Source organism: Dietzia sp. SLG310A2-38A2, assembly GCF_014145095.1.
Classification (GTDB): domain Bacteria; phylum Actinomycetota; class Actinomycetes; order Mycobacteriales; family Mycobacteriaceae; genus Dietzia.
In genome coordinates, this window is the sequence record NZ_JAALDX010000251.1 from 1 (window position 1) to 16,515 (window position 16,515).

General features: G+C 69.4%; 17 protein-coding genes, 1 tRNA gene and 1 riboswitch. Of the genes, 9 read left to right on the forward strand and 9 right to left on the reverse strand.

Annotation, left to right across the window (positions count from 1 at the left end):
* Both orn and G6027_RS09225 read right to left on the reverse strand, forming a co-directional pair.
* On the reverse strand, nt 1-551 hold a 551-nt coding region (orn, locus tag G6027_RS09220), incomplete at its 3' end, for an oligoribonuclease (RefSeq protein WP_241726983.1).
* A gap of 106 nt (nt 552-657) precedes the next feature.
* On the reverse strand, nt 658-1,404 hold the full coding sequence (locus G6027_RS09225; protein ID WP_182636910.1) for a hypothetical protein: 747 nt from the start codon (nt 1,402-1,404) through the stop codon (nt 658-660).
* Nucleotides 1,405-1,519: 115 nt separating this feature from the next.
* Between G6027_RS09225 and G6027_RS18785 the strand changes: the two genes are divergently transcribed.
* Entirely contained in the window at nt 1,520-2,587 is a 1,068-nt protein-coding gene (locus tag G6027_RS18785; RefSeq protein ID WP_241726982.1) for a TetR/AcrR family transcriptional regulator, read from the forward strand.
* A gap of 41 nt (nt 2,588-2,628) precedes the next feature.
* Here G6027_RS18785 and cmrA read toward each other — a convergent pair whose 3' ends face one another.
* Both cmrA and G6027_RS09240 read right to left on the reverse strand, forming a co-directional pair.
* On the reverse strand, nt 2,629-3,447 hold the full coding sequence (gene cmrA, locus G6027_RS09235; protein WP_182636922.1) for a mycolate reductase: 819 nt from the start codon (nt 3,445-3,447) through the stop codon (nt 2,629-2,631).
* Nucleotides 3,448-3,589: 142 nt separating this feature from the next.
* Entirely contained in the window at nt 3,590-3,928 is a 339-nt protein-coding gene (locus G6027_RS09240) for a hypothetical protein (protein WP_182636911.1), read from the reverse strand.
* A gap of 209 nt (nt 3,929-4,137) precedes the next feature.
* Here G6027_RS09240 and G6027_RS09245 point away from each other — a divergent pair, with 209 nt between their 5' ends.
* Nucleotides 4,138-5,427 carry an MFS transporter gene (locus G6027_RS09245; RefSeq protein ID WP_182636923.1) on the forward strand — a complete coding sequence of 430 codons (1,290 nt, stop codon included), beginning with the start codon at nt 4,138-4,140 and terminating at the stop codon, nt 5,425-5,427.
* Nucleotides 5,428-5,584: 157 nt separating this feature from the next.
* Here G6027_RS09245 and G6027_RS09250 read toward each other — a convergent pair whose 3' ends face one another.
* Nucleotides 5,585-6,265, reverse strand: a complete 681-nt coding sequence (locus tag G6027_RS09250) for an HAD family hydrolase (RefSeq protein ID WP_182636912.1) — start codon at nt 6,263-6,265, stop codon at nt 5,585-5,587.
* A 76-nt stretch (nt 6,266-6,341) separates the two neighbouring features.
* Between G6027_RS09250 and G6027_RS09255 the strand changes: the two genes are divergently transcribed.
* Complete coding sequence (locus G6027_RS09255; RefSeq protein ID WP_182636913.1) at nt 6,342-7,334, forward strand: TIGR03557 family F420-dependent LLM class oxidoreductase; 993 nt, start codon at nt 6,342-6,344, stop codon at nt 7,332-7,334.
* Nucleotides 7,335-7,472: 138 nt separating this feature from the next.
* Here G6027_RS09255 and G6027_RS09260 read toward each other — a convergent pair whose 3' ends face one another.
* From G6027_RS09260 to G6027_RS09275, 4 genes are all read right to left on the reverse strand, one after another.
* Nucleotides 7,473-8,528, reverse strand: a complete 1,056-nt coding sequence (locus tag G6027_RS09260; protein ID WP_182636914.1) for an ABC transporter substrate-binding protein — start codon at nt 8,526-8,528, stop codon at nt 7,473-7,475.
* Nucleotides 8,525-9,304, reverse strand: a complete 780-nt coding sequence (locus G6027_RS09265) for an ABC transporter permease (RefSeq protein WP_182636915.1) — start codon at nt 9,302-9,304, stop codon at nt 8,525-8,527. The genes G6027_RS09260 and G6027_RS09265 overlap by 4 nt, the downstream gene beginning before the upstream one ends.
* A complete protein-coding gene (locus G6027_RS09270; RefSeq protein WP_346995673.1) occupies nt 9,301-10,113 on the reverse strand; it encodes an ATP-binding cassette domain-containing protein in 813 nt (270 codons plus the stop codon). The genes G6027_RS09265 and G6027_RS09270 overlap by 4 nt, the downstream gene beginning before the upstream one ends.
* A 9-nt stretch (nt 10,114-10,122) precedes the next feature.
* A riboswitch (TPP riboswitch) is annotated at nt 10,123-10,220 on the reverse strand.
* Between the two features lie 219 nt (nt 10,221-10,439).
* Nucleotides 10,440-10,512 (reverse strand) — tRNA-Arg (locus G6027_RS09275).
* A 107-nt stretch (nt 10,513-10,619) separates the two neighbouring features.
* Between G6027_RS09275 and G6027_RS09280 the strand changes: the two genes are divergently transcribed.
* The 6 genes from G6027_RS09280 to G6027_RS09305 all read left to right on the forward strand — a co-directional run.
* Complete coding sequence (locus G6027_RS09280) at nt 10,620-12,650, forward strand: cytochrome c oxidase assembly protein (RefSeq protein ID WP_182636917.1); 2,031 nt, start codon at nt 10,620-10,622, stop codon at nt 12,648-12,650.
* A gap of 168 nt (nt 12,651-12,818) precedes the next feature.
* The gene (locus tag G6027_RS09285) at nt 12,819-13,331 is read left to right on the forward strand and encodes a single-stranded DNA-binding protein (protein WP_182636918.1); all 513 of its coding nucleotides are present in this window, start codon (nt 12,819-12,821) and stop codon (nt 13,329-13,331) included.
* 126 nt (nt 13,332-13,457) lie between these two features.
* Nucleotides 13,458-15,131 carry an energy-dependent translational throttle protein EttA gene (gene ettA / locus G6027_RS09290; protein WP_182636919.1) on the forward strand — a complete coding sequence of 558 codons (1,674 nt, stop codon included), beginning with the start codon at nt 13,458-13,460 and terminating at the stop codon, nt 15,129-15,131.
* Between the two features lie 5 nt (nt 15,132-15,136).
* Nucleotides 15,137-15,586, forward strand: coding sequence for a hotdog domain-containing protein (locus G6027_RS09295; protein WP_182636920.1), 450 nt, complete (start codon nt 15,137-15,139; stop codon nt 15,584-15,586).
* Nucleotides 15,583-16,044: a thioesterase family protein gene (locus tag G6027_RS09300; protein ID WP_179524888.1), complete on the forward strand. Its 462-nt coding sequence runs from the start codon at nt 15,583-15,585 to the stop codon at nt 16,042-16,044. The genes G6027_RS09295 and G6027_RS09300 overlap by 4 nt, the downstream gene beginning before the upstream one ends.
* Nucleotides 16,041-16,515, forward strand: a 475-nt coding sequence (locus tag G6027_RS09305) for a thioesterase family protein (protein WP_182636921.1), incomplete at its 3' end; no start/stop codon positions are given. The genes G6027_RS09300 and G6027_RS09305, both read left to right, overlap by 4 nt.

Sequence of the window (16,515 nt, forward strand, 5' to 3'; positions counted from 1 at the left end):
GCGCCGGCGGCGGCGCGCACCTCGTCGGTGGTCGGGCCCGGCTGCGGCACGAACGCCGTGGCGCGGTAGTACTTCAACTCGCGGATCGACTCCTTGATGTCGGCCAGGGCACGGTGGGACATGCCCTTCTCGGGCTGGCCGAAGTAGATGCGCGGGTACCAGCGGCGGCACAGCTCCTTGATCGAGCTCACGTCGATCATCCGGTAGTGCAGGTAGGAGTTGAGCTCGGGCATGTCCCGGGCAAGGAAACCGCGGTCAGTGCCGATCGAGTTGCCGGCGAGGGGAGCGGTCCCGCCCACCGGGACCCAGGCGCGGATGTAGTCCAGGACCTCTCTCTCGGCCTCCGCCACCGTCACGGCCGAGGCGCGGATCTCCTCGGTCAGGCCCGATGAGGAGTGCATTTCCCGCACCACCGGGAGCATCGCGGCCAGCTTGGCGTCGGAGGTGTGGATGACGATGTCCACGCCGTCGCCCAGGACGTTGAGTTCGGAGTCGGTGACCAGGGCGGCGATCTCCACCAGCGCGTCGTTCGCGGTGTCGAGGCCGGTCATCTCGCAGTCGATCCACACGATCCGGTCGTTCTTGGATTCCTTGTGGGGCGTCGGGGTGGACGTCGCGACAGGGGTGGGACCGGGGTTCGACTCTGGCATCGTTCGACTATATCGCCGCAGGACGCGCGGCCCGGCCCCGGAGGATCAGGCTCAGCCCTGCCGCACCCTGCCGCACCCTGCTGGGCTCGGCGGCGGACCGGCGTCCGACCGGTGACGGTCCGGTCGTGTCGCGGCCGGCAGAGGCCGCGGTAGTCGCCGCGTAGACGGCCGCGGCCGCAAAGACGAGCCCGTAGGCCATCCGGCCGGCGGGCGGGAGGAAGAACTGCGGCAGGAACAGCGCAGCGATCACGGCGAGCGGGAGGAGGGCACCGGCCGCTCGGCCCGGTCGATGTGCCCGACGCCATGAGATCGCCGCCGCGATCCCGGCCACTGCCAGTGTGATGAGTCCCGCCGCGAAGAGGGCCACAGCAGCGGGGTTGTCACGAACAGCGGCCACGAGGTCGAGCACGTCGGGGTCGCCGGCCAGGGCCCGGGCCCCGATCTCGTGCAGCGCGAACGTCTCGGCGCCGTAGTACGGCAGGACGAGCGCGACGCCCACGGGTCCCGTCCACCGGAGTGGCCCTGAGGTCTGCAGCGACCAGAATGCGGCCAGGGACACGAGCGCGGCCGCTCCCGCGAGGTGGGAGGCGATCCACAGGGTCGAGGAGAACGCCTCAGCCGCGGCGAGGGTCTCCCCGCCGTCCGCGTCACCGTAGGGGCGCAGCAGCAGGTACCCGGCCATGAGGACACCTGAGGTGACGGCGAGGACGGCCGATGACCGGCGAGATACATGGGTGGGTTTCGGATCAGACATCGGACCTCCAGCGGCAATGGAGAGCACCGCTCTCGTTATGGGTTGACGCTCACAGTAGGCCTGGTCCGGTCGCAATGCAAGAGCGCCGCTCTCGGTTTTCTGGAACACTCGCGGCATGGGCAAACGAGACGAGGCCAGGGCCGAGACCATCGAACGGATCCTCGTCGCCGCGCGGGAGGAAATCGCGAGGGTCGGCGGGGTGGGTTTGTCGATGCGCTCGGTCGCCCGCGAGGTCGGGATGGTCTCCTCCGCGATCTACCGCTACTTCCCGTCCAGGGAGGACCTGCTCACCGCGATGATCCTCGAGAGCTACCGCGACCTGGCCGGCGCTCTCCGCGCGGCTGAGGCCGAAGCCGAGATCGCGGATGACGACGGTGACGCCGCGGCCGGAAATCCCGACGCCGGTTCCGACGTCGAACTGTGGAGCCGTCTCGCGGAAGCCCTCCGCGGCTGGGGCCTGCGAGCACCGCACGAGTTCCAGCTCATCTACGGCACTCCGATCCCCGGGTATGTGGCACCGCGCGAGACCATCCCGGCCGCCGGTGAAGTGGCCGCCCCGTTTCTCGGTTGCCTGCGGTCCCGGCACGTTCCCGGTTTCGAATCAGCCGGCGCTGGCATGAGCGCCTTCGCGAACGACGCTCGCGTCACCCCGTCGACGGCGGCCGCAGTGGTCGCGGCGATCTCGGAGCTCATCGGCTTCGTGGGACACGAACTGGCCGGGCACTTTGTCGGCCTGGCCGATCCTGCCGACGACCTCTTCCGGTCGGTGGTCGCACGCCAGGTGAGTGATCTCGGGCTGGGATCTGCAGCGGATGACGATGAACTCTTGTGGAACTCGATCTTCGGCCAGGCGTTCGCGCGGCATCTCGCCCTCCACCCCGCGCCGGGGATGGAGATGGCGCACCCAGACGACTCGCCCTATCGGGTGGACGAGCTCACCATGACGGACGGCGCGGTGACCCTGGTCTGGTCATACCCGGAGATTCGTTCCGCGCGGGGCGGGCCGGTTCGGGTGGGGAGGCACTGGAACCTCCGGGAGTTGCGGCGAGGTTTCTCGCCTTCCGACCCTGAAGACGTCGCAGGCGCGGTGATTGATGAGGACTTCCTGCCGCTGGCACTGCCGTCGGCGGACCGGGAGGGGCCAGACGGGATCCGCTGGCTCGGCCCGCCACCGCCCGCATGAGAGGAGGGCCGGATATCGCCCGCCTGACCGGACCCGGAGGATCAGCCCTCCGCCTGCCCCTCTCCGAGCTTGGCGTAGAACCGCCCCACCACAGGGGCCATGAGCGCGCGCGGGGTGTAGTTGCCCGCCACGGACATGGCCTGGCCCAGGGGTCCCGGGACCACGCGCATCTTGTTCCGGGAGAGCGCGTCCAGGGAGATCCGGGCGGTGTACGTGGTGTCCACCCAGAAGCGATCGGGGACCAGGCGGTCGACGAAGGTCTTGTCCTCCTCGACGATCTCCTCGGTGCGCACCGGGCCGGGCGCCAGAAGCGTCACGTTGACCCCGGAGCCCTTGAGCTCCCCGCGCAGCGACTCGGAGAAGGTGTTGAGGAACGCCTTGGTGGCGGCGTAGGTGGCGTTGTTGGGGATGGGCATGTTGCCGGCCGCCGAGCCCACGTTGAGAATCGCGCCCGAGCCACGCTCGACCATCCCTGGCAGGACGGCCAGTACGAGGTCGTGGCACGCCACAGCGTTGACCTGCACCTGGCTCTTCTCGTAGTGGGGATCGAGCGCGGCGACCGGGCCGAACGTCGCGATCCCGGCGTTGTTGCACAGGATCGAGATCTCGCGGCCCGCCAGCTCCTCCAGCAGCGGAGCCCGCTCGGCCGGATCGGACAGATCGCACGCCCGCACCTCGACTGTCACCCCAGACTCCCGCTCCAGCCGCTCCCTGAGCTCCTCCAAGACCTCGCCGCGCCGCGCCACCACGATCAGGGAGTGCCCGCGGCGGGCCAACTCGGCGGCCAGCGCCATGCCGATCCCGGAGGAGGCGCCGGTGACGACAGCACTATTCGTCGCGGTGGGCAGGGGAAGCGGCATCATGCGTCCTCGGGTCAGGTGGTCAGGGCCGAGGGTGAGCGTACCGGCGAGGGTCGTGAACGGGGGAGTCGGTGACGACGACGAGCGCGGCCCCGGTGAACGAGGCCACTCGCCACCCGGGCTGATCAACTGCCGCCGGTGCTCACCCCTGGCGGAACGGGAGTGCTCCCTCGTGGTCCGTCTGGCTGCTCATCGAGTCTTGACCGCCCGCCGCGGAGTCGCGCGCGGCCCTGCCCAGAAGCCTGCCGAGAAGGTAGAAGAGCGGGCCCAACACCAGGCTTCCGCCGAGCCAACTAAAGAAGTCGTCCGGTGGTGCGAGGTGAGCACCGGTCGACAGTGAGAGGAGCACCACCAGGCCGATGATGAGGACATGACCACCGCGCGCCAGCGGATCAGTGGATCTGCGGAAGCTGCGCACCGCAACAAGCACCGCGATAGAAGGCAGTGCGCCCGTCAGGGCCAACCACACGGACCAGGTCACTAATGCCTCGCATTCACCGAATGTGCACCGACCATAGCAGCGGAAATGGGCCCGCCACCTGCGCTCTCGAGGCCTCAGACGAACTGCCAGGCACTAGGTTCTAGGGCGTGAGCAGCACCGGGACACCGCCCCCTCCAGAAACCGCCACCTCGTCGTCGTTCTCGCCCGATCCCGGGCCCGCCACCCGCGGCCAGGTCTTCTCCTGGGCGATGTGGGACTGGGGCTCGGCGGCGTTCAACGCGGTGATCGTCACCTTCGTCTTCTCCGTCTACCTCACCGACTCGGTCGGGGCGGACCTCGACGGTCCGTTCTCGGCCGCCACCTGGCTGTCGATCTCGATCGCACTGGCCGGGCTGGTGATCGCGCTGACCGCGCCGGTGATGGGCCAGCGCGCGGACCGGGGCGGGCGTCGCCGGCGGTCGCTGGCGATCTGGACCTACCTCACCGTGGCGCTGACCGCGCTGATGTTCCTCGTCGACTCGGACGCGCCCTACCCGTGGTTCTTCGTCGGGCTGCTGTTGCTCGCACTGGGGTCGATCACCTTCGAATTTGCTGAAGTGTCATATTTTGCGATGCTCCGGCAGGTCTCCACCCCGGCCACCGTGGGGCGGGTCTCCGGGTTCGGGTGGGCGATGGGCTACTTCGGCGGGATCTTCCTGTTGCTCGCCGCGTTCCTCGGCTTCATCTCCGGGGACGGCGACGAGCGAGGACTGCTGGGCATCTCCACCGACGGCGGCCTCAACGTGCGGCTGGTGTGTCTGGTGGCCGCGGTGTGGTTCGCGTTGTTCGCGCTGCCGGTGCTGCGGTCGGTGCCGGAGAACCGGCCCCGGGGGAGGAAGGGCGACGACGACGAGGCTGGCTTCCGCGAGTCCTACCGCATCCTCTGGCGGGACCTCAAGGCACTGTGGCGCCGCGACCCGCGGACCGTGAAGTTCCTCGTGGCCAGTGCGATCTTCCGCGACGGGCTGGCGGGGGTATTCACCTTCGGGGCGATCCTGGCCGTCACGGTGTACGGCCTCGCGCCGGGCGATGTGCTGCTGTTCGGGGTGGCCGCCAACGTGGTGGCGGCCCTGGGCGCGGCGGTCGCGGGAGTCCTGGACGACCTGGTGGGGCCGAAGGCGGTGATCATCGGCTCACTCGCGGCGATGCTCGGCACCATGACCGTCCTGTTGTTCGTCGACGGCACCGCCATGTTCTGGCTCTTCGGGCTGCTCATGTGCCTGTTCGTGGGCCCGGCGCAGTCGGCGTCGCGCTCGTTCCTGGCCCGCCTGGCGCCGCCGGGCAGCGACGGCCAGATGTTCGGGCTCTACGCGACCACCGGGCGTGCGGTCTCGTTTCTCGCCCCGGCGCTGTTCGGCCTGTTCACGTGGGGTTTCGGCACCGATCGCGCGGGGATCGCCGGGATCGCCCTGGTTCTGCTCGTGGGCCTGCTCCTGCTGCTGTCCGTGCGGACCCCGACCCGCGCCGAGGCCTCGGGCAAGTGGACGGGCTCCGCCTGACCCCGGGGCCCCACCGCTCGACTCACTCGCCTCGGCGTCCCGCCCGGACGCTCAGCCGCCAGACTTGCGCGCCCCTCCGGCTTGCGCACTCCTCCGGCTCGTGCGCCCCTCGGCGTGCGGGGAAGGTGTCAAAGGGGACGCGCAACCCGAGAGGGGGTCAGAGCGTGCCGGAGGTCAGGAGGGCGAGCACCCCCGCGGCGTCGTCGGCGATGTCGGAGAAACCGGCCTCGCGCAGTTCGGCGTCGCCGATGCCGCCTGTGCGCACGGCCACCGAGCGGATGCCCAGCTTGGTGGCCGCGATCGCGTCCCAGGTCGCGTCGCCCACCATGATCGCGTTCTCGGCGTCGACACCGGAGCGCTCCAAGGCGATGGCCACGATGGTGGGATCGGGCTTGGCCTGGTCGACGTCCTCACCGGTGGTCACGGCGTCCACTGCATCGTCCACGTCGAGCAGTTCGCGGGCCTCGGCGAACTCCGACGGCGGGGCCGAGGTGGCGAGCACGGTGACCCACCCCTGCTCCTTGGCGCCGCGCACGAGCTCGCGGGCGCCGGGCAGGAGGCGGAGCGAGTCCCCGGCCTCGGCGTAATACTTGGAATGCAGATCCTTGGCCCGGCTCGCCACGCGATCGCGGTCCTCGTCGTCGTCGACTCCCGCGATGTCCAACAGTTCGGCCACCAACGTGGACCCGTCCTTGCCGATCCGGTGGTGCACCTCCACGAAGGGCACCGGCGCGCCCGCCTCGATGAGGGCGCGGTGCCAGGTCCAGACGTGGACGTAGGTGGAGTCGACCAGGGTGCCGTCGACGTCGAGGAGCAGGGCGCGCGGTGAGGTGGTCATGCGTCCGACCGTGCCCGGCCCCCGCGCGGGTGGCAACCGGTGGCGACAGGGCCGTGCCCGGCGCACCCTCGGATTCATGACACGTTTCGGATACACCCTCATGACCGAACAGTCCGGCCCCAAGGAACTCGTGCGCTACGCGGCCAAGGCCGAGCAGGCGGGATTCGACTTCGAGGTGGCCTCGGACCACTACTTCCCGTGGCTGAGCTCGCAGGGGCACGCGCCGTACGTGTGGAGCGTCCTGGGTGCCGTGGCGCACGTGACCGAGCGGGTGGACCTGTGCACCTACGTGACCTGCCCGATCCTGCGCTACCACCCCGCGGTGGTGGCGCAGAAGGCCGCCACCATGCAGATCATGTCCGACGGCCGTTTCATGCTGGGCATCGGCGCGGGGGAGAACCTCAACGAGCACGTGGTCGGGCAGCGGTGGCCCTCGATCGACGAGCGCCACGAGATGACGGTGGAGGCGCTGGAGATCATCGGCGAGCTGTTCGACGGCGGCCTGGTGACCTACTCCGGCGAGCACTTCCGCGTGGACTCGGCCCGCCTGTGGGACCTGCCCGAGAAGCGGGTGCCGATCGGCGTGGCCGCCGGCGGGGAGAAGGCCGTGGCCCGGCTCGGACCGCTCGCCGACCACCTCATCGCCACCGAGCCGGAACCCGCCCACATCGAGGGATGGAACGCGCTCGAGGGGCAGAAGCGGATCGGTGACGGGGCCCGCGCGATCGCCCAGATCCCCATCAGCTGGGACCCCGACTCGGAGAAGGCGGCCGTCGAGCGCGCGCACGACCAGTTCCGCTGGTTCGCCGGAGGCTGGGCCGCCAACGCCGATCTGCCCACCACCGCCGGGTTCGCCGCGGCCACCAAGTTCGTCCGGCCCGAGGATGTGGCCGAGCAGTTGGCATGCGGGCCCGATCTGGACGCGATCGTCGAGAAGGTGCGTCCCTACTGGGAGGCCGGGTACACCGACGTCGCGTTGATCCAGATCGGCGACTCGACCCTGGACCGGTTCCTCGAGGAGGCCGCCGAGCCGCTGCTCGCGCGGCTGCGGGAGGCCTCCCCGAGCTGAGGCAGGCCGAATCCCGCCGCCGGAGCCATCGAGAAGAGCGTTTCGCGCATTTTCACTCGACCGATGTGTGCGGGACGCTCTTCGCGATGACGGCGGGCTCGCATGGACCTCCCGCGGGGCCTGCCGTGGGGCGTGGTTCTAGCTTCCGGCTCCGGGCAGGTAGTCGTTGGTCGTGGCGGTGGCGCCGTCGACCTCGGTCTCCAGCAGTCCGTTCTGGTGCATCCACGTCGCGTAGGCCGCCCAGTCCTCGGCCGACTGTCGGCCGAAACCGTCCTCGGGCAGCAGCTCGAGGGTGGCGTCGATCATCAGCTCCAGCACGTCCGGGTCGTAGGAGCCCTCGGTCTCGGGGGTGAGAGAGTCGATGGCGGCCTGGCGGTCGTCCAGAGCCGTGGCCTGGCCGGCCGCGGTCCCGGCGAGGAAGGCCCGCACGCGCTCGGCGTAGTCGGCGTCGTCGGCGAGGCGGCTCGGGTTGGCGATGATCACCAGCTCCGCGTAGTCCGGAACCCCGAGCTCCGTGGCGGGCATCACCACGAAATCGCCCTGAGCGGTGAGTTCGACCCCCTCGATGTTGCGGAAGGCTCCGAAGATCGCGTCCACCTGGTCCGTCAGGAGCGCCTGGTTGAGGCTCTGCTGCACGTTGGGGGCGGAAATCGAGCCCGGGTCGATCCCGGCCTCCCGGGCGATGAAGTCGAGGGTCGGCTGCTGCGAGGCCAGACCCGACAGTCCCACGGTCTTGCCCTCCAGGTCTGCTGCGGTGGTGATTCCCGACTCCGTCCTGGCGATCAGGGAGGTCAGCGACGTGGGAATCAGGGCGGCGACCGAGACCACGTCGAGGCCCTGCTCCGCGGCGATGAGGGTGTCGGGCTCGTAGGAGATGGCCAGGTCGGCGCGCCCCAGGGACACTTCCCGCGCGGCGTCGGCCGTGTTGGACGGCGTCATGAACGTCACATCGACGCCGGCGTCGTCGTAGGCGCCGGTGTGCTGCGCGGTGTACAGCGCCACATGGTCGGGATTGGCGCTCCAGTCGAGAAGGACGCTGACCGGTGCGGCGCTGGTCTCGTCCGGCTCGGAGTCGTTCGCAGGTGCCTGACATCCGGTCAGAGCCACCGCGGCAGCGGCCGCGATCGCGAGCATGCGGACACCGGGTCGTGTGAGCGCCCGGCGTCGGATCGTCCTCGGTCGTGAGTCAGTCATGATGGGTTCCTTTCCCCGGTGGGGGTGTTCCACGGGCAGATGAGACGTTCGAGGATGGTCACGCTGGCCAGCAGGACGCTGGACATGATCGTCAGCACGACCACCTGGGCAAAGACGAAATCGGTCTGGAGCCGGGGGATGGCCTGGAGCATGAGGTAACCCAGGCCGTTGGTCGAGCCCGTGTACTCGGCGAAGACCGCGGCGACCGGGGCGAAGGTGACCGCGACGCGCAGTCCGGCGAAGCCGCGTGGAGCAGCGAACGGCAGACGCACCCGCCAGAACAGGGACCACCGGGTGGCGTGCAGGCTCCGCAGCGTGTCGATCAGCCGGGCGTCGACCGTGCGGACACCGGAGAGGAGGTTGAGCGCCACCGGGAAGAAACACAACAGGGCGACGACGATGACCTTCGGTGCCATTCCGTAACCGAGGGAGATCGTCAGCAGCGGGCCGATCACGATGACCGGGATGGCCTGGGAGGCGACCAGCAGGGGGGTCATGGCCTGCCCGACGGTGGGAACGAACGCGCTGACGATCACCACGGCCAGCGCGACGAACACTCCGAGGACCACCCCGATGACGGTCTCGGTGGCGGTCAGCAGCGTGGCGGAACCGAGCCGGTCGGGCCAGGTGGTCACGAGCGAGTCGAACACGGCGCGGGGCGCGGGGATGACGTAGTCCGGCACGAGCTCGAGCGCGGTGATCGCGATCCAGGCGGCGAGGACCAACAGGATCGTCACGCAGGCGGGAGCGGCGGACCGGAGGAATCGCACGGTCATCGGGCGGTTTCGCCGTCGGTCAGGTGTGACTCCCGGGCCAGGGCCTGGAGCACTTCCCGGCGGGCTGCAGCGAATCCCTCGTCGCCGAGGAGGACCTCGCGGGGGCGGTCGTCGCCGAACCATCCTGGCCAGGTGGAGACCACACGCGCCGGGGCGTCGGCCTCGCGTCGTGCCAGCAGGACCACGCGTTCGGCCAGGAGCAGCGCCTCATCGACGTCGTGGGTGACCATGACGAGCGTGGCCGAGGTCCCGGTGAGGGTGTCGCGCAACCACTGTTGGACGTCCGCACGGGTGATCGCGTCGAGCGCTCCGAGCGGCTCGTCGGCCAGCAGAACGGGTTTGCGCGCCAGCAGGGCGCGCGCGAGTGCTGCGCGCTGGCGCATGCCTGCGCTGAGAGCGGCGGGACGGGTCCCGGACCAGGCGCCCAGACCCAGGCGGTCCAGCAGGCGCTGGGCTTCGGCGCGGGCCGCGCGACGGCTCACACGTTGGTTACGGAGACTGATCGCGACGTTGTCGAGCAGGGTCAACCAGGGCAACAGGCTGTCGCCCTGGGGCATCAACGCGCAGGACTCCAGGCGTCGTGCGGGCTGGCGGTCGCCGAGGACGAGTGCGGTGCCTGTCGTCGGTTCGACGAGGCCCGCGATCAGGGACAGGAGCGTTGACTTGCCGCATCCGCTGCGCCCGACGACGGCGATGTGCTCGCCTTCCGCAACGGAGAGGTCGAGGTCCGCGAGAACCGCGTGGCGGGCGCCCGGATAGGTGTGTCCCAGATCATTGAGCGCCACCGCCGTGGTTTCCGGACGACTCACCACAGCGTGCACCAGCGCATGTGACATCCCTCCGCTCGTGTGAACGAGTTCAGGTTCAGCGGGTGTGATCTCAGCCCCGTTCGGTAGGGGCACCCCGTGTCATCGAGGCTGACCTTGCGAATCAGCTCGAATTCCGAACGTACCACCGGCCGATTCCGCGATGCGAGGCCCGTCAATTGGACGCGATCGAGGGTGCCACTCGGCGAGTGGTCACATCCGATGGATTTCGGAACACCCCACCTGGGAGAACGTGATCAGAATTGACCACGCGGTGGGTGAACTGGACAGAAGCCGGTCACCGAACCGGTCACATGCCCTGACCTGTGCGCCCCCGAGAGGATTCGAACCCCTGACCAGCCGGGTAGAAACCGGATGCTCTATCCACTGAGCTACGGAGGCCTGCGACGCTCGCGTCCGGCGTCGCCGGAAGAATGGTAGCCGATCCGGGGGTGTGCGCAGCAGCCACGAATCGGCCCGGGGGCGATCAGGTTAATACGATGGTGTCCATGACGTCGTCCAAGTCGACACCCACCACCGCCGGACCGCTCAGGACCCGCAGCGTAGTGCCCGTGGTGATCCTGCTCGCGGTGGTGGCCGCGGCGGTGGTGATCCCGCTCTCGGGCATGTCCACCGAGGTGGCGCTCGCGCTGGTGGGGGTCCCGGACCCGGGCGTTCTCACCACGGCCGGGCTCCCGGCGGTCCGCGCGATGGGCGAGCTGCTCGCGGCGGTGGCGGTGGGAACGGCCCTGTTCGCGGCGTTCTTCACCCCGCCCCAGAAGGACAAGACCCTCGACGTGGACGGCTACCGCTCGCAGCGGATCTCCTCGTGGGCCAACATCGCCTGGGCGGTGGCCGCGGCGCTGCTCATCCCACTGACCCTGTCGGACGTCTCCGGGCGCACGCTCTGGGAGTCGCTGCCGCCGGACCAGTGGATCGTGGCGATCAACCAGATCGACGTGGCCTCGTCCTGGCGGTGGGCGGCGGTGATCGCCCTGGTGGCCGGGATCGGTCAGCGGCTCACCCTGAGCTGGCGCTGGTCGGTGATCTGGCTGGGGGTGTCGGTGCTCTCGCTCCTGCCGGTGGCGGCCACGGGTCACGCTTCCGGGAGCACGGCGCACGACATCGCCACCAACTCGCTGATCATCCACCTGTTCGCCGCGGCGTTCTACGTGGGCGGGCTGGTCGCGGTGCTCGCCCACACCATGCGGGGCGGCTCCCGCGTGGCCCTGGCGCTGCGCCGCTACTCCGTGGTGGCCACCATCGCGATCGTCGCGCTCGGGTTCTCCGGCATCATCAACGCGCTCGTGCGGCTGCACCCCGCCGACCTGTTCTCCTCGACCTACGGGCTGCTCGTGCTGGCCAAGGCGCTGCTGCTGGTCCTGCTCGCGATGTTCGGGCTGGCGATGCGCCGCCGGATCATCGCCAAGATCGAGTCCAGATCGGCCAACGCCCCCGTCGACCGCGGAACCCTGCTGCGGATCGGGCTGGTCGAGACGGTGGTGATGGCGGGCACGATCGGGCTCTCGGTCTCGCTCGGCCGCACGCCGCCGCCGGCGCCGCTCTACGTCCCCACCCGCCAGGAGGCGCTGCTGGGCTTCGAGCTCCCCGGTCCGTTCTCCTTCGGCACCGTGCTCGGGCTGTGGCGCTTCGACCTGGTGCTGGGTCTGGCCGCGGTCATCCTGCTGAGCCTGTACGTGTGGGGTCTGATCACCCTGCGCCGTCGCGGAGACTCGTGGCCGGCGGGTCGGACCGTGGCCTGGGTGCTCGGCTGCGTCCTGCTGTTCCTCACCACCAGCTCCGGTATGGGGATGTACATGATGGCCGACTTCGCCAGCCACATGGTGGGGCACATGCTCATCTCGATGCTCGTGCCGGTGCTCCTCGCGCTCGGCGGGCCGCTGACACTGGCGCTGCGGGCGCTCCCGGCGGCGGGGCGCGGGAACCCACCCGGGCCGCGTGAGTGGATCGTCGAGTTCATCAACAACCCGCTCTCCCGGTTCCTTACCCACCCGATCGTGGCGTCTGTGCAGTTCGTGGCGGGTTTCTACATCATCTACTTCGGCGGGTTCTACGAGGCCCTGGCATCTGAGCACCTGGGCCACATGTTCATGAACGTCCACTTCCTCATCAGCGGCTACCTGTTCTACTGGGTGATCATCGGGGTCGACGCGGCGCCGCGGCACTTCTCGCCGCTCTACAAGCTCATGGTGCTGCTCAGCTCGCTGCCGTTCCACGCTTTCTTCGGCATCATGCTGATGAACTACAAGACCGTGCTCGCCGAGAACTGGTACGACGGGATCGGATTGCCCTGGATCCCGGACCTCCTGCAGAGCCAGCAGGTCGGCGGCGGCGTCGCGTGGGCGGCGGGGGAGATCCCGCTGTTCATCGTCATGTTGGCCCTGGCGTGGCAGTGGTACCAGAGCGACATGCGGGACGCGCGGCGCGGCGAGCGGCAAGCCGAGCGCGACGACGACGCCGAGCTCAAGGCGTACAACGAGATGCTCGGCGAGATGTCCCGCGCCGACCGCAGGGCCTGAGAGGCGACCGGCTCGTCGTCGTCGGGCTCCTCGCTCCACACCCCTCCCGCCCCTCCACAGGGCGGGCACCGCGAGCGGTGCGACCGGGATACGACGACGACGAGGTGGGGCACGCTCTGGAGCACGAGGCCGACGCACGGTCGGTCCGAGTGTGACAGGAGCGAGACCATGAACGAGACCCACACCACCGTCCGCGGAACCGTGATCACCGACCCCACCACCCGCCGGGTCGGAGAGGACTCGGTGTTCTCCTTCCGGGTGGCCAGCAACACCCGCTACCAGGACCGCGACACCGGGGAGTGGAAGACCGGCGGCACCCTGTACTTCTCGGCCAACTGCTGGGGCAGGCTGGCGCAGCGGGCGTCCGGGAGGCTGGTCAAGGGCGACGGCGTGATCGTCCAGGGTCGACTTCTCACCAACGAGTACGAGAAGGACGGCAGGATCCAGCGCGACCTGGAGATGCGGGTCACCGCCCTGGGCCCGGACCTCTCGCGGATGGACGTGACCATGCGCAGGGCCCAACCGGAGGGGCCCGACAGCTCGCCCGACGGGGAGGGGGCGGGGCAGTCGCAGGGCACGGGCGGTGTGGAGGACGTCATGGAGATCGGTTCCCGGGACGCCGACGATGCGCCGGAGGGGCAGGCCGCCGACAGCGGGTTCGCGGAGGCGGTCCGGGTCTGAACCGGCAGGGCCGCGGGCAGCCCTCCGCCGAGCTCACCGAGGCTGCGGGTGGGCACGTAACATGGGGGTCGTGCCCGCGGTCCGGCCGCGGCGATGTGAACTATTTGCGCAGGTGAGAGGGCAGAAGTGGCCGAGTTTATTTACACGATGAAGAAGGTTCGCAAGGCGCACGGGGACAAGGTGATCCTCGACGACGTGACGATGTCCTTCTATCCCGGTGCGAAGATCGGCGTCGTGGGGCCCAACGGCGCGGGTAAGTCCTCGATCCTCAAGATCATGGCCGGTCTCGACCAGCCCTCCAACGGCGAGGCGTTCCTTGACCCCGAGGCCAGCGTCGGCATCCTCATGCAGGAGCCCGTGCTCGACGAGACCAAGACGGTCAAGGAGAACGTCGAGGACGGCCTCGGCGAGACCATGGTGCAGATCCGCCGGTACAACGCGGTGGCCGAGGAGATGGCCACCGACTACACCGACGAGCTCATGGAGGAGATGGGGCGGCTCCAGGAGCAGCTCGACGCGGTGGACGCGTGGGACGTGGACTCCCAGATAGAGCAGGCCATGGACGCACTGCGCTGCCCGCCGGGGGACTCGCCCGTCACCCACCTGTCCGGTGGCGAGATGCGCCGCGTCGCGCTGTGCAAGCTGCTGCTGAGCAAGCCCGACCTGCTCCTGCTCGATGAGCCCACCAACCACCTCGACGCCGAGTCGGTGCTGTGGTTGGAGCAGCACCTGGCCGCCTACCCGGGCGCCGTCCTGGCCGTCACACACGACCGCTACTTCCTCGATCACGTGGCGCAGTGGATCTGTGAGGTCGACCGCGGCAAGCTGCACCCCTACGAGGGCAACTACTCCACCTACCTGGAGAAGAAGGCAGAGCGTCTCGAGGTCCAGGGCAAGAAGGACCAGAAGCTGCAGAAGCGCCTCAAGGCCGAGCTCGAGTGGGTCCGCTCCGGCGCCAAGGCCCGCCAGTCCAAGTCCAAGGCGCGACTGGCCAAGTACGAGGAGATGGCGGCGGAGGCCGAGAAGCACCGCAAGTTGGACTTCGAGGAGATCCAGATCCCCACCCCGCCGCGCCTGGGCAACGTCGTGGTCGAGGCGGACAAGCTGGAGAAGGGCTTCGACGACCGCGTCCTGATCAAGGACCTGTCGTTCACCCTGCCGCGCAACGGCATCGTCGGCGTGATCGGGCCCAACGGTGTGGGTAAGACCACCCTGTTCAAGACGATCGTCGGGCTCGAGGAGCCGGACGCCGGTTCCGTGCGGGTCGGCGACACCGTCAAGCTGAGCTATGTGGACCAGTCCCGCGCGAACATCGACCCCGAGAAGTCGGTGTGGGAGGTCGTCTCCGAGGGCAATGACTTCATCGAGGTCGGCCAGAACGAGATGCCGTCGCGCGCGTACGTGAGCGCCTTCGGCTTCAAGGGCCCGGATCAGCAGAAGAAGGCCGGCGTGCTGTCCGGCGGTGAGCGCAACCGACTGAACCTCGCGCTGACCCTCAAGGTCGGCGGCAACCTGATCCTGCTGGACGAGCCGACTAACGACCTCGACACCGAGACCCTGGGCAGCCTCGAGAACGCCCTCGAGGACTTCCCCGGGTGCGCTGTCGTGATCTCGCACGACCGGTGGTTCCTCGACCGCACCTGTACCCACATTCTCGCGTGGGAGGGCAACGTCGCCGAGGGGCAGTGGTACTGGTTCGAGGGGAACTTCGAGGGCTACGAGGAGAACAAGGTCGAGCGTCTGGGCCCCGACGCCGCCCGCCCGCACCGGGTCACCCACCGCAAGCTGACGCGGGACTGACCCGGATGGGATCGCACGCCGCGCCCGACACGCAGACCCCCGGAGTCGTCCACCGCGTCCACATCCCGCTGCGCATCGCGGACTTCGTGGGGCAACACGTCAACAACGTGCGGTTCCAGGAGTTCTCCCAGGACGCCAGACTGATGTGGTTCCGGGACAAGTTCGGCGTCCCCGGGTCACGGGTGCCGATCTCGCTGGCGCGGTGGATGGAGATCGACTTCCGTCGGGTCGTCGGGTACGGCGCCACGAGCGTGTGGGTGGACGTCGAGGTCCTCCGGGTCGGCCGCACCTCGTTCACCATGAGGACCTCGATCGGCTCGGATTCCACGGGCCCGGAGCCGTGCGCGGTCGTCGACACCGTGTTGGTGGTGACGGCACCGGACGAGACCACGACACTCGAGATCAGTACCGAGGAGCGCGCGGCGCTGCTCGGTGAGCGCGAGGAGGCGAGATGAGTCCCGGAGAGCAGACCCCGGACCGGGGGACGTTCCGCTGCACCCTGCAGGTGCGGTGGGCGGACTTCGACCAGTTCGGACACGTGAACAACGTCAAATACATCGAGTACGCGCAGGAGGCGCGAATCCTGTTCGTCCGCAGCCGGTTCGGCCCGTTCGGGCTCGGCAACCTGCCGCAGGTCGTGCGCCGGGTCGAGATCGACCACCTCCGCCCGGTGTTGCGGGACTCGACGTCGGTGGACGTGGAGATCGAGGTGGAACACGTCGGGACCACCTCGTACCAGATCAGGCAGACGATCTTCGACGCCGCGGGCGAGGTCTGCTGCGCGCTGCGCGTGGTGATGGTCGCCTACGACGCCTCGACCTCTACGGCCGTCGAGATCCCCACCGGGGTGCGTCATGTCCTGGAGGCCGCGCACCAGCGCGCGGCCATCACTGACGAGGGGCCCGCGGAGTGAGCGACCAGCTCGTCTACGAGGCCGGGGGACCCCTCGGTGCCTCCGGTGAGCCGGGAGGCCGCGTGTTCACCGCGGCGATGCCCGTCCGCTGGTCGGATCAGGACCTCTACCACCACGTCAACCACGCGCGGATGATCACGCTCCTCGAGGAGGCCCGGATCCCGTGGCTCTTCGAGGAGGGCATCCCCACCGCCACCCTCACCGCCGGCGCCGTGATGACCGAGCTCACCGTGAAGTACCGCGGCCAGGTCACCCGCGCCGACGGCCCGATCCGGGTGCGCATGTGGTGCGAGAAGGTCGGAGCCGCGATGTTCGTGGCCCGTCACGAGGTCCGTGGGCGCGCCACCCCCGATTCAGCGCCCGCGGCGGTCGACTGCACGGCCACTATCGCCGCGTTCGACCTCGCCACCCAGCGACCGCGCCGGTTCACGCCGGCCGAGCGGGAGCACCTGATGGAGTTCCGCCACGGGG